This window comes from Aurantimonas marianensis (genome assembly GCF_024195285.1).
Classification (GTDB): domain Bacteria; phylum Pseudomonadota; class Alphaproteobacteria; order Rhizobiales; family Rhizobiaceae; genus Aurantimonas; species Aurantimonas marianensis.
The window spans coordinates 1-13062 of record NZ_JALHBS010000095.1; the positions used below are offsets into that span (position 1 = coordinate 1).

Here is a 13062-nt window from a genome sequence, read left to right on the forward strand (position 1 = left end):
CCTCTACCGCGAGACGTTCGACCGGATCATCGATTTCGTCGCTACCGGCGGCTATGCGCTCAAGGTCTATGAGCGCTATGCCAAGATCAAGCTGACCGAGGATGGCACCTGGCGCATCACCCATCCGCGCGTCGCGCAGCAATACCGGATGAACGCCGGCACGATCATCGAGGCGCCGATGCTCGCCGTCAGGCTGATCCGGCGCAAGACGCGGAGCGCGATCGGGCGCGGCGGCCCGGTGCTCGGCAAGATCGAGGAAGGCTTCGTCGAGAGCCTGGCGGTGGGCGACACCTTCTCGTTCTCCGGTATGGTGCTGCGCTTCGAGGGCATTCGCGAGAACGAGTGCTACGTTTCCAAGACCGTCGCCGAGGACGCTCGTATTCCAGCCTATGCCGGCTCGAAATTCCCGCTGACCACCTATCTGGCCGAACAGGTGCGCGCCATGCTCGCTGACCCGGCCCGTTGGGGCGCCCTCCCCGAACAGGTGGCGCAGTGGTTGGCGATCCAGAAGCGCAAGTCGGTCATTCCCGGCGCGAACGACCTGTTGATCGAGACCTTCCCCAACGGCCAGCGCTTTTTCATGGTGCTCTATCCCTTCGAGGGGCGCCTTGCCCACCAGACCCTCGGCATGCTGCTCACCCGCCGGCTGGAGCGGGCGCGGGCGAAGCCGCTGGGCTTCGTCGCCACCGATTACGCGGTCTCGATCTGGGGCAAGGGCGACCTCGGCGCGATGATCGCCGACGGCCGCCTGCCCCTCGACGCGCTGCTTGACGAGGACATGCTCGGCGACGATCTGGAAGAGTGGATGGCCGATTCCTGGCTGTTGAAACGCACCTTCCGGCAATGCGCGGTGATCTCCGGGCTGATCGAAAAGCGCCATCCCGGCCAGGAGAAGACCGGGCGGCAGATGACCGTCTCGGCCGATCTGATCTACGACGTGCTGCGCGCGCACGAGCCGGACCACATCCTGATGCGGGCGACCTGGGACGACGCGGCGACCGGCCTTCTCGATGTGAGACGCGTCTCCGACCTGCTCGCCCGGATCAAGCACCACATCGTCCACAAGGATCTCGACCAGGTCTCGCCGCTGGCGGTGCCGATCATGCTGGAGATCGGCCGCGAAAGCGTCCTCGGCGAGGCGCGCGACGAGGTCTTCGCCGAGGCGATGGAGGCGGAACTGGTGCGCGCAGCGTTGGGCTGAGTATTCCGGTCAACTCAGATCGATCGAAGGAAGATCGCGAGCCCCGTGGATGACCCGAACAACCTCGACCTTGTCGCTCTCCACTTGGAAAAGCACCAGGAACGGCGGAACCGACAGGACCCGAACGCCATCCGCGATATCCGGCCGTGCAACGCCCATTTCGGGAAAACGGGCCAAGCGGAGAATTCGCTCACCGATTCGCTCGATCAGACGGTCCGCGGCAAGCGGACTGTCCAAGGCGATATGGAGCCAGATTTCGATCAAATCCGCTTCGGCGCGCGGCCTGCGGACGATCCGGCGTTCAGCCACCCGTACCAGACCGGCGGCGAACGAGGATATCCCGCCCCTTCGCCTTGATCGCGTCTAGATCGAGAGGCTCGGGCTGGCCGCTGGCAAGCCCTTCCTGCCATTTGCGCCGCAGCCGCGTCGCATCGGCGGTCTGCGCGTGGCGCTTGTCCTGCCAGTCGCGTAGCGCTTCGTGCATGATCTCGTCGGCGGAGGCGTAATCGCCGCTGGCGACAGCCGTTCGCAGCGCCTCGGCCTCCTCGGCGGGTACGACAATCAGGATCTCTTTCGCATCGGCCATCGCGGCAGCTCCCGTTTGGTCGATCCTAACGGCAGAAGGCAGGACCTGCCAAGCGGCCTGCTCATCGCCTATCTGAACATCAGTACCGGCCTCAAACATGCACGGACGATCTCGCTGGTCGTCGAGCCGATCAGGAAGTTGCGGATGCGCGAGTGGCCATAGGCGCCCATGACGATCAGATCGACGTCGTCGCGTTTCACATGGGCGGCGATCACCTCGTCCGGCTCGCCCTTTTCCAGCGTCGCGGTCACGTCGTAACCAGCCTCGCGCAATCGGGCAGCCGCGCGGTCCAGCCGCTCGTCGGACGGTTTCGACGACACCATGACGAGTTCGCAGGCCGCGCCCTTCAAGAGCGGGCTGGCGACGAGATGGTCGATCGCCTTTCCCGCACTTGGGCCGCCATCGAAGGCGACGATGAACCGACGGATCGGCCGGAAGGCGCGCGCGGTGACGAGAACCGGCTTCGTCGAGGCGCGCAGAACCCGTTCCAGATTGGAGCCGAGATGCAGCCTGGCGAAATCGGCGGCCTCGCCTCGCTTGCCGATGACGACGAGATCGGCGTCCTCTTCGAACTCGAGCAGCGTCTCGACAAGGTCACCCGAGCGCAACCGCTCCTCGACCGCCGAGATGCCTTTCTCGTTCAGCCGCGCCCCGGCCTCGGCCAGCACCAGACGGCCGCGCTTGCGCGCCAGCTTGCCCTTCTGCTCGTCGAAATCGGCGAGTTCCTTGAGCAGCGTCTCGCGCTCGCCGAGATCGAGATTGCCGGACAGGTCGGCCGGCGCCGAGGGGGTGTCCCGGCGGCCGATGATATGCATCAGTTCGACCGGGGCGCCGAGCCTGTCGGCGGCCCAGGCGGCGTTGTCGCAGACGCTCTGGGTGTATTGCGAGCCGTCGACCAGCGCGAGAATCTTGCTCATACCGTCCTCCCTCAGTGCCCTGGCAACGCGTCCAGCGCGCCCGGCTTATCATGCACGCCGAGACGATCAACCAGTGTGCTGCTCGCCTCGTTCATGCCGAGCACTTCCACGTCGGTGCCCTCGCGGCGGAACTTGATCATCGCCCGGTCGAGCGCGCCGACGCCGGACAGGTCCCAGATATGGGCGCGGCCGACGTCGATGGTGACCTTGTCGACAGCTTCCTTGAAGTCGAAGGCGGCGATGAAATCCTCGGCCGAGGCGAAGAACACCTGACCCTGGACGTGATAGGTCCGGTGCGTCCGATCGTCCGACAGCTTCGAGGTCACGGCGAAGATCTGCGAGACCTTGGAGGCGAAGAAGATGCCCGAAAGCATGACGCCGACAAGGACGCCGATGGCGAGATTGTGGGTCCACACGACGGTGATGACGGTGGCGAGCATCACCGCGCTGGAGCGGCGCGGATGAGTGCGCAGATTGACGAAGGAGTCCCAGCTGAAGGTGCCGATCGAGACCATGATCATGATCGAGACCAGCGCCGCCATCGGGATCACCGCCACCCAATCGCCAAGCGCGACGATGAGAAACAAGAGGGTCACGCCCGCGAACAGGCAGGAGAGCCGGCCGCGGCCGCCGGATTTCACGTTGATGACCGACTGGCCGATCATCGCGCAGCCGGCCATGCCGCCGAAGAAACCGGTGACCGTGTTGGCGATGCCCTGCCCGTAGCATTCGCGGTTCTTGTTGGAGCCGGTGTCGGTCAGGTCGTCGACGACCGAGGCGGTCATCAGCGATTCCAGCAGACCGACGATCGCGATCCCGGCCGAATAGGGCAGGATGATGCGTAGCGTCTCCAGCGTCAGCGGAACGTCGGGCATGAAGAAGTAGGGCAGCGTCGAGGGCAGTTCGCCCATGTCGCCGACAGTGCGCAGATCGAAGCCGAAGAAAAGCGACACCGCCGTCAGCACGACGATCGTGACCAGCGGCGAAGGGACGGCGGTCGTCAGTCGCGGCAGCAGATAGATGATCGCCAGTCCCGCCGCGACCATGACGTAGGTCATCCAGGGCACACCGACCAACTCCGGAATCTGGGCGAGGAAAATCAGGATCGCCAGCGCGTTGACGAAGCCGGTCATCACCGAGCGCGAGACGAAGCGCATGGCGTCGCCCAGCCGCAGGGCTCCGGCCACTAGCTGCAACAGGCCGGCGAGGATCGTCGCGGCGAACAGATATTGCAGGCCGTGATCGGCGACGAGCGTCACCATCAAGACGGCCGTCGCGGCGGTCGCCGCCGAGATCATGCCAGGCCGGCCGCCGAAGATTGCCGTCAGCACCGCGATCGAGAAGGAGGCGTAAAGCCCGACCTTCGGGTCGACCCCGGCGATGATCGAAAAGGCGATGGCCTCGGGGATCAGGGCGAGCGCCACGACGAGACCGGAGAGGAGATCACCACGGACATTGCCGAACCAGTCGGCATAAAGATTGCGAGTCGAGAACATCGGCTCCGAAGACGTCTGGACGCCAAATCGCCGCGGCGGACCGGGGCGATGGTGCCGCGGAACGGTTCGGTCAATGTGGCGTCTGGATTGGCCGGGGGATTGGCGCCCGGCATAGCCACCCGCGCGGAGCGGGTCCTTATGTGCGGCGCACTCATCGCCGATCGCGGCGGTCAAATCAACCCATGCCGTTGCGAGACGCAGTGTCGCCTTGCCTTTGCCCGAATGAAGGGTTCGATAGGAACGAAACGCGAATCACCGGACGATGACGGATCTCAACGAATGAATGCGCTGGCGCGGCGGATGCGGCAAACCGAGTGCGAGGGGCTGGAAACGACGCTCGCCGGCAAGGCCGTCGTCTGTGATCCGTCCGGCGTGCTCTACGCGCCGTCCGAGCGCCTGCTGGTCGTCTCCGACCTGCATCTGGAAAAGGGCGCGGCCTTTGCCCGCCGGGGCAGCCTGTTGCCGCCCTACGACACCGCTGCCACTTTGGCGCTGCTCGGTGCGGCGCTCGCTCGCTACGACGCGCGGCGGGTCATCTGCCTCGGCGATTCCTTCCATGACCGTCATGGCGCAGCCTTCATGCCGGTGGCCTATCGCGAGACCCTCGCCCGCCTGATGGCCGGGCGCGAGTGGACCTGGATCACCGGCAATCACGACCCCGAACCGCCGGCCAGGATCGGCGGCGAAACCCGGGCAGAGATCGCCGTCGGTCCCTGGACCTTCCGGCACGAGCCGAGCCGCGAGTATCGGAACGGCGAAGTCGCTGGCCATCTGCATCCGGTCGCCCGCGTTGCCGGCGCCGGGCGCTCGACACGCGGCGCGTGCTTTGCCAGCGACGGCAATCGGATGATCCTGCCATCCTTCGGCGTCACCACCGGCGGACTCAACGTGCTCGACCGCGCCTTCCACGGCCTGTTCGATCTTCGGTTCGCCAAAGCCTACGTGATCGGTCTGGCGCGCATCTACCCGATCGGTTTTCGCGCACTCTGCCCGGGATAGTGCTCGACGAGTGGCCTCAGTAGGTCGCGGCGAAGGCGACGATCTGGCACAGGACGACGACGGTGGTGAGAACCAGCCGCAGCCGACCGAACCAGGCGGGCAGCTCGCGCTGACGCGCAGCGAGCAAGTCCCATGCGCCTTGCAAGGCAAAGGCGAGCGCAAAGCCGGCAAAGACCCAGGGACTGGGAGCGAACAGCAGGATCCAGCCGCCCAGCGACGGCAGCACGGACAGGATCAGGACGCGACGCCGATGCGCGCGCGACGCCATCCCGAGCCCCCAGCGGATACCGCCAAGAAAGGCGAGGATCGTCGCCGAATAGCCGGAAAAGGCCAGAACGAGCATCGGATAGGCGATGAAAAACCGGCCGGCATAGGCGAAGATCACCGCCATCAGCACGAACGGAATCAGTCCGAGGAGGCCGAGAGTCCACGCCGTCTTGTGCGTGATTCTCGCCGGCGGCACGACGGTCGGCTGAGCCGTGTCGATCCGCGGCGCGGGGCGTTCGCTTGGGCGAAAGTCTTCGTTCGTCATCGACGGATAACCTAATCGCGCTTGAAAACGATCCGCCCAAACCATCCGGTGAAGATCGCCAGCGCCACGGCGAACAGCCCGTAGAGAAAGCCGTGGCGGGTGGCGAAATTGTCGACCAGGCTCTCGAGACCCGTCTTGACCACGACCAGCCCCTCCGAATCGCCGCGAATGAACACGCCGCTGCGAAAGAGGTAGGCGCGTACCGTATGCCGGCCGACCGGCAGATCGGCGGGCAGCCGCAGATCGGCGCGAAACAGCGTCGGACTGACGAATTCGACACTGCCGAAGCTCTGGTTGTAGAGGCCGGACTCCATGCGAATCCGGCGCAGCGCGCTGGCATATTGATCGCGGTTGGCCACAAGGCCGCCGTCGATGTCGGATTCGGCGATGATCGCCTGGCCGGCCGGTTCGGCGACCATCGCCGCGCCCTCGGTCTCAAGATCGCGGATGTTCAGCCGCAAATCCTCGATCCCCAGAGAAAGACTGACACGCAGGCTTTCGCGCGTGATGTCGGAAAGCGGCCGGGTCGATGCGAGCGCGTAGGATTCGGGCGAGGCGTTGAAGGTTTCCGACCCGCGATTGATCCATATCCCGAGGATACGCTCCTTCTTGCGCACCACGACCGGCCGGCGCGGCCCGACCAGGGCGACGACGATATCGTAGCGTTGCTGCCGCAAGAGGCGGGCGTCGGCGTTGTCGAGCGCCCCGAAAACCACGAGCCGCGCGCCAGTGAAATCCGACGTAATGGCGATCTCGTTGGTCGAAAGACCGATCTCGAAACTTTCCACCTCTTGTGACCGAACAGGGCCAAGCAGCGACATCAGCACCACGAAAGCAGCGCAAGTCCGGCCGCAGCACCAGCCGAAGCGGCCCGCGCGGGTGCATCGAACGCCGATCATCCGAGCTCTCCACTCGGCGAGCTGATCGAATAGGCCTCGGTCGGCGTTATGACCAGCTCGAAGCCCAGGCGCAGACCGACTGCGAGTACGAGCAGCGCAAGCAGCGCCCGCAACTGATCGCCGCGCAACCGCCGTCCCGCCTCGGCGCCGAATTGCGCTCCGACCACGCCGCCGAGCATGAGAAGGAAGGCCAGCACGACGTCGATCGTGTAATTCGTCGCCGCCTGGAGGACGGTGGTGACGGCGGCTGTGAAAATGATCTGGAACAGCGAAGTCCCGATCACGACATTGGTCGGAACCCGCAACAGGTAGATCAGCGCCGGCACCATGATGAATCCGCCGCCCACGCCCATGATCGCGGCAAGGATGCCGATAAGGAAGCCGAGCCCCAGCACCGGGATCACCGAGACATAAAGCTTCGAGCGCTGGAACCGCATCTTCAGCGGCAGGCCATGCACCCAATTGTGTTTGCCCGAGCGACGAAACTCGCCGCTGCCGCCGCCGGAGACACGTCGCATCGACTGGATGCTCTCGACCAGCATGAGCCCGCCGACACCGCCGAGGAAGACGACATAGAGGAGCGAAACGACCAGATCGAGCTGGCCGATCCGGCGCAGCAGCGTGAACAGCGCCACGCCCGCCACCGAGCCGAGCGCGCCGCCGACAAGCAGCACGCCGCCGAGTTTCAGGTCGATCGTCCCCCGCTTGTAGTGGGCGAGCGCGCCTGAAAAAGACGAGGCGATGACCTGATTGGCGCCGGTCGCGACCGCGACCGCGGGCGGCACGTTGTAGAAGATCAGAAGCGGGGTGATCAGAAAGCCGCCGCCGACCCCAAACATGCCGGAAAGAAAGCCCACGGCCGCCCCCATCCCGATGAGAACCAGGATATTGACCGAAATTTCCGCGATCGGGAGATAGAGGTTCACGGCGGGTCGGCTCTTTGCTCGAAGGAGCCAGAAGACAGAGGGACCCTACCGTCTTGGCCCGAACACCCCCGCCTGTCAAACGTCGATGCGTATCGGGATCGACGGCGGGACCGCCGACCTAGCGGACGTCAGCCGTCCTTGCGCGCCAAAAGAGCGCGGATCAGAGCTTCGTTGATGTCGCCGCTGGGCTGTAACCCCGCCTCCTTCTGAAACGACTTGATCGCATCGGTCGTCTGCGCGCCGGCGATCCCGTCGGGGGTCCCAGGCTCATAACCAAGCTTGATCAGGATCGCCTGAATGTTGCGAATGGCCCGGGTCATGTCGATCGACGAGGTGTGGATCGGGGGGTCCTCCTTGTCGGTCCATTCCTTCGGCATCTCCACCGTGTTGACCGCCTCGTCCCGCGGCGTCGGCTTGAAGGCCGCGACCTTCGCCTCGGCCTGCTCCAGCTGCGCCGGCGTCAAGGATTTCTTGATTTCGTCCCGTTTTCGCCCGGCATCTTCGTCGCCCGCCGCCGCGACGACGGAGAACCACTTGAACGATTCGGTGAAATCCGTGTCCACGCCGGCACCGCGCGCATAGAGAATCCCAAGATTGTACTGGCTGTCGGTCATGCCGAACTCGGCTGCCTTGTCGAACCAGCGCGCCGCCAGTTTCGGATCGGATTTGCCGTCGACCCCGGTCGCGAAGAGAACCGCGAGGTTATGCATGGCGCGCACATTGCCCTGATCGGCGGCTTTTACATACCAATCGCGCGCGAGGGAGGTGTCGCGGGCAACGCCGTTGCCCTTCTCGTAGAGCGTGCCGAGACTGTATTGCGCCGGCGCAAAGCCCCGCTCGGCCGACATCGTGAACCACATCGCCGCCGCCGCGGCGTCCGGCTCGCCCTTGCGTCCCTCCATGAGGCGCAACCCGACCTCGAACAACGCTTTCGGATTGCCATCGCTGACCGCGCCGGCCAGTGCCTCATTGCCAATGTCTTCCGGCATCGAAGGGATCGCCGTCGGCTCGGGGGCCGCCGCCGGCGCCGCGCCGGCCTGTGTGTCCAAAGAGCGGCTCACCAGCGAATCCTGCACGACATCGCCATCGGCGAGCGCGCGGGCTTCGCCCGCCCCAGCCTGCCCGGCTGGTTCACGGTTCTTGTCCTGCAAAGCCGGCGATGTGGCCGTTGGCAGGACGAGCCCTTCCGGCATCGTCGACGGCGTCGCAGCCCCGGCGACCTGCTTCGCTCCGGAATCGGCGCTCGACACCTCGGCAGGGGCGAGGGATGCGGCGGGCTTGATGGTCGGCGCGGACGGCTTGGCCGCCACCGCAACCGGTTCGGATTCGCCATCCGAATCCGAGGTCGATGTCAGCGCCTGGCCGAGCGGCAAGGCCATGAGTGCCAGAAGCACCGCCCCGATCGCCATGAGGATCGGTTTGCGGCGACGCGAAATCACGTCGGTGAGGCTGACCTTGCCGGATTCGATCCGCGCTTCCGGGGCGCCGAGGCTCTCCGCCTCGGCCGCCGCCGCCATGGCCGCGCGGCGGGCTGCGGCGATGAAATCGGCCTTGCCATCCTGCTCGCCATTCTTCGAGCGGCCGGCCTGCTGCGCGCGAACGCGCTCAAGTAGCGCCGTTATGTCCGGCGTACCCGACCCGATCGCCAGCGGACGATTGGCCTCGGGCGTATCGAAGATGTCGGCCGCATCCAGTGACGGCGCCTCGACGGCAGCCGAGAACGACGTCCTCTCGCGGGCTTCCGGGTCGGCGTCCAGCAGCATCAGTTCAGGGTCGTTTTCCCGCCCCGGAGCCCGCGCGACCGAGTCGGCCGTGCCGCTCGCGGTCACGGATTTGCGCCCCTTCAAAGTACGCGCGAGAACCCCGCGCAGACCGGCGGCCTCGGTGGCCGTCGCGGCGGCCGAGGCTGGCGAATTGGCCGAGACACCCGGTTCGTCGCGGCGGGCGCGACCCTTGCCGGTGATCTCGCCCTCGATCTGATCGATGCGCTCGACGAGCTTCAACAAGGTGGAATTCACTGTCTGGAAGAAATCTTCCGATTGCGCTCCGCTGTCTCGCGACAAGGCCTCCAGCGCACGCAAATCGTCGGAAAGACGCGCGACGTGCTCGCTCTGCCGAAGATCGCCGCTCTCGATCATCTGACGAACCGCCTCGTCGGCGGCGGCGCGGGCCGAGACGATGATATCCTCGCGGTGTTCGTCGAGCCGGCGTTCGATGTCGGCAAGGCGCTGGTCGAGTTCGGGATCGGCGACCGCCGCAGAAGTGCCGTTCTCGCCGATCCGTTGCGACAGCTGCGCGATCTGGGTTTCGAGGGCCTTGACCATCGCCTCGTCGACGCGCGGCGCGGAAACCTCTTCCAGTCGCTCGGCGAGCGATTGCAGACGGGTTTCCATCGCCAAAGTCTTGACCGGATCGCCGTCGCCCGCGCTGACGAGAGTCTCCAGCTGCAGCGAAAACCGCTCGATCCGTTCAGCCAGTTCCTGCGCCGCGTCATCATTCGACAGCGCCTCGATCCGGTCGGCGAGTTCGCCGATGCGATCCGACAGAACCGCCGAGTCACCGTCTTCGGCGAGTTCGTCGACCCGCGCCGTCAGGGCTTGAAGGCGCGCCTCGATGCGCTCGACTGGGCTCATGTCAACCGTCGGCGCGCGCTTCGCCGCCGCCATGATCGCGCGCGAAATCTCGTCGAGCCGTTCATCGATCAGAGCGAATTGATCGAAGTCCGCCTCTTCCTGCTGGCGCTTGGCGAGGGCCTCGATGCTGACCGCCAAAGTATGAACCCGCTGTTCCAGCGGCCCGATGGCGAGGGTCTCCGGCAGTTTGGCGAGAGCGGTTTCCAACTGCTCCATTCGCTCGCCCATCGCTTCGATCTTGCCTTCGATCTCTCGCGAGGCGAACCGATCATCGAGCGCGTCCCAGCGTTCCTCAACCGCGCGCATGGCCTTTTCGGAGGCGAGCGTCTCGAGCTTCTCGCGCAGATTGTTCATCTCGGTCTTCAAGAGATCCGACAAGCCGGCTCCTTCGCCTGGCGCCGGCGCCGCGAGATAACGACTCTCGAATTCGTCCCAGCGGCGCTCGACCGCCTTCACCTGCTCCTCGCTCGCCAGCGTACCGAGCGATGTGCGCAAGCGCTGCAACTCGTCCTTCACTTCGTGCCTGGCCTTGCCGTCATCTTCCGATTGTCCGGCAGGCTTGCTCTCGAGCGTGTCCGGACGGCGGCCGACGGACGGAATGCTGTCCTCACGCGCCGTCTCAGCGACCAAACCGCGGATCGCTTCGAGTTCCTCGCGCAGCGAGCGGATCGTCTCGCGATCCGCGCCGCTGTCGACCATGCGAGTCAACCCTTGGTCGACCTTCGAGATTTCGGCGTCGATTCGATCGGTGCTGGCGCGTTCGGCGATCATCTTGCGCAGATGGTCGAAGGCCCCGCGCATATCGTCGAAGCGCGGCCGCGGACTGTGCGTCATGTCATCTCGAAGTTCCGCTCGCAGACGCTCAAGCTGTTGGGCGAGGTCCGTCATCGCCGCCGAGCCCGCGCCCTCGCCCGCTGATACGTCGAGCCCGCCAGCCGCCGCAGATTGTCGCGCCGGTGCTGCTTCGACTTCGGTCGGTTCGCGCTCCAGCATCTTTTGCCGCATTACGATCTGGGACACCGCGTCTGAAAAAGTCGGGCGCGCGGCTTTCGGATTGCCACCGGCTTCCGCTTGCACGGGTACCGGCGTCTTGCCGTCCGGCCGCTCGCGCTCCTGCCTGGCTGTCGTGACGCGCGACAGCCGCTGCTCGAGTTCCTCCAGTGTACGGCTGAGCGCATCGAGCGCGGAAGCATCCTCCGGCTTTCGACCGTTCCCCTGTCGTGTCTGATCGGCCATCTCAGCTTTCCCCGTCGGCTCGAGCCCGTGATCGGCTCTGTCTCGTCGGCACGTTCTCGCGCGGCAAGTCCGAAAAACTCGCCCGAACATGGTAAATGATCGGTTAACGCGGTTACGATCTTGTTAGGGAATAAACGTGTAACCCGACCCGAAGCTGGACCGGGAATTGACGCAGCGTCTTGTAACAGCCTCAATTAACGCGATATTCGGTGCCGGTACGGGGCCCTGAGTCCCCCTTGAGCGCGCTCTGCGTTTGCCAGGTGCGGTCTGGAAATTTGCGCGAATACGGAAATCTGCTCATGTCAAACGTCAAACCAGTCGAAACGGCGGACGAGGCGTCCTCCGTCGACATCGATTTTCTCCTCGGCCGAAGCAAAGAGGCGGTCTCAACAAAGTCCGTGTTCAAGATCGGCGATCTTTCGAAGGAATTCGGCGTCACCTTGCGGACGCTTCGGTTCTACGAGGATCGCGGCCTGCTCTCCCCGGAGCGCCGCGGCACCACGCGCCTCTACAGCCGCCAGGACCGCGTCCGGCTCAGGCTCATCCTTCTGGCGAAGACATTGGGCTTCTCGCTCACCGAGGCGAAGCAACTCATCGAAATCTACCACCAGCCCAACGGCAGGCGGAAGCAGATCGAGGTGGCGCTGGAGCGGTTCGAGGAGCAGCAGCAGATCCTCTACGAACAGCGGCAGGAAATCGAGGAGTCGATCCGCGCGATGACCGTATCGATCGACCATTTGCGCCAGAATCTGGCCGAGTTGGACAGCTGAGCCCGCCCGTGCGGCAGTGGCCGCACGGGGTCGTGAAGGTGAGTGAGCCGATCGTGATCGACGCGTCCCGATGCGGGAAACGGGCGCGCCGGTCGGGAAGTGGCATATCCGCATAATCCAGCATCATGCAATTCGACATTCCCCGCCGGCGCCCCCGGCGACGGATACAGCGGGCGCTGTTATTGACGTTTACGTAAAAGATATTCATACCGTCTCCGACCGATCGTGACGGAGGAACGACATGCCCATCTATCAGGCGCCCATCGAAGATACGCTCTTCGTCCTGAACGACCTGCTCGGCCTCGAACGCTACAGCAATCTGCCGGGCTTCGCCGACGCCTCGCCGGATATGGTCGAGGCGATTCTTAGCGAAGCCGGGCGCATCGCCGGAAAAGTGCTGCAACCGCTCAATCAGCAGGGCGACCGCGAGGGTTGCCGCCGCTCCGACGACGGTTCGGTGACGACGCCGACGGGCTTCAAGCAAGCCTACGAGACCTGGCGCGAGGGCGGCTGGGGAAGCCTCGCCTTCGACCCGGCCTATGGCGGCCAGGGCCTGCCGCATACGCTGGCGAGCGCCGTCGGCGAATACATGTCAGCCGCCAACATGGCCTTCGCCATGTATCCCGGCCTGACCGCCGGTGCCATCGCGGCGATTTCCTCCCACGGAAGTGACGAACAGAAATCGACTTACCTGCCGAACATGATCGAGGGATCGTGGACCGGCACGATGAATCTGACCGAGCCCCATTGCGGCACGGACCTCGGCCTGCTGCGCACCAAGGCGGTTCCCCAGGAGGACGGCAGCTACGCCATCACCGGCCAGAAGATCTTCATCTCCGCCGGCGAGCACGACCTCGCCGAGAATAT

General features: G+C 65.2%; 11 protein-coding genes, 1 pseudogene and 1 other annotated feature. Of the genes and pseudogenes, 4 read left to right on the forward strand and 8 right to left on the reverse strand.

Annotated features, from left to right (window positions below):
• Window positions 1-1201, forward strand: a pseudogene (locus tag MJ956_RS15200) (DNA ligase-associated DEXH box helicase); the annotation flags it as partial.
• 9 nt (window positions 1202-1210) lie between these two features.
• Here MJ956_RS15200 and MJ956_RS15205 read toward each other — a convergent pair.
• From MJ956_RS15205 to MJ956_RS15220, 4 genes are all read right to left on the reverse strand, one after another.
• Window positions 1211-1510 (reverse strand): type II toxin-antitoxin system RelE/ParE family toxin, encoded by a 300-nt coding sequence (locus MJ956_RS15205; protein WP_253965289.1) that lies wholly within the window; start codon window positions 1508-1510, stop codon window positions 1211-1213.
• On the reverse strand, window positions 1503-1787 hold the full coding sequence (locus MJ956_RS15210) for a ribbon-helix-helix domain-containing protein (protein ID WP_253965290.1): 285 nt from the start codon (window positions 1785-1787) through the stop codon (window positions 1503-1505). Before MJ956_RS15210 ends, MJ956_RS15205 begins: the two co-directional genes overlap by 8 nt.
• A gap of 68 nt (window positions 1788-1855) precedes the next feature.
• Window positions 1856-2704 (reverse strand): universal stress protein, encoded by an 849-nt coding sequence (locus tag MJ956_RS15215; protein ID WP_253965291.1) that lies wholly within the window; start codon window positions 2702-2704, stop codon window positions 1856-1858.
• Window positions 2705-2715: 11 nt separating this feature from the next.
• Window positions 2716-4200: a SulP family inorganic anion transporter gene (locus MJ956_RS15220; protein WP_253965292.1), complete on the reverse strand. Its 1485-nt coding sequence runs from the start codon at window positions 4198-4200 to the stop codon at window positions 2716-2718.
• Window positions 4201-4285: 85 nt separating this feature from the next.
• Window positions 4286-4339: a sequence feature (sul1 is cis-regulatory element that is thought to sense ions involved in sulfur or methionine metabolism; They are found in Alphaproteobacteria), on the reverse strand.
• A 140-nt stretch (window positions 4340-4479) separates the two neighbouring features.
• On the opposite strand from MJ956_RS15220, the gene pdeM reads away from it, so the two are divergent.
• Window positions 4480-5199, forward strand: a complete 720-nt coding sequence (gene pdeM / locus MJ956_RS15225; protein WP_253965293.1) for a ligase-associated DNA damage response endonuclease PdeM — start codon at window positions 4480-4482, stop codon at window positions 5197-5199.
• A gap of 16 nt (window positions 5200-5215) precedes the next feature.
• Here pdeM and MJ956_RS15230 read toward each other — a convergent pair whose 3' ends face one another.
• The 4 genes from MJ956_RS15230 to MJ956_RS15245 all read right to left on the reverse strand — a co-directional run bounded on the left by MJ956_RS15230 (window position 5216) and on the right by MJ956_RS15245 (window position 11425).
• Window positions 5216-5731 carry a DUF3429 domain-containing protein gene (locus MJ956_RS15230; protein ID WP_253965294.1) on the reverse strand — a complete coding sequence of 172 codons (516 nt, stop codon included), beginning with the start codon at window positions 5729-5731 and terminating at the stop codon, window positions 5216-5218.
• A gap of 11 nt (window positions 5732-5742) precedes the next feature.
• Window positions 5743-6630, reverse strand: a complete 888-nt coding sequence (locus tag MJ956_RS15235; RefSeq protein WP_253965295.1) for a TIGR02186 family protein — start codon at window positions 6628-6630, stop codon at window positions 5743-5745.
• A complete protein-coding gene (locus tag MJ956_RS15240) occupies window positions 6627-7556 on the reverse strand; it encodes a sulfite exporter TauE/SafE family protein (protein WP_253965296.1) in 930 nt (309 codons plus the stop codon). The genes MJ956_RS15235 and MJ956_RS15240 overlap by 4 nt, the downstream gene beginning before the upstream one ends.
• A 128-nt stretch (window positions 7557-7684) precedes the next feature.
• A complete protein-coding gene (locus MJ956_RS15245; RefSeq protein WP_253965297.1) occupies window positions 7685-11425 on the reverse strand; it encodes a peptidoglycan-binding protein in 3741 nt (1246 codons plus the stop codon).
• Between the two features lie 299 nt (window positions 11426-11724).
• Between MJ956_RS15245 and MJ956_RS15250 the strand changes: the two genes are divergently transcribed.
• Window positions 11725-12195, forward strand: coding sequence for a MerR family transcriptional regulator (locus MJ956_RS15250; protein WP_253965298.1), 471 nt, complete (start codon window positions 11725-11727; stop codon window positions 12193-12195).
• 241 nt (window positions 12196-12436) lie between these two features.
• Window positions 12437-13062 (forward strand): acyl-CoA dehydrogenase family protein (locus tag MJ956_RS15255; protein WP_253965299.1); only part of this gene is annotated, 626 nt, incomplete at its 3' end.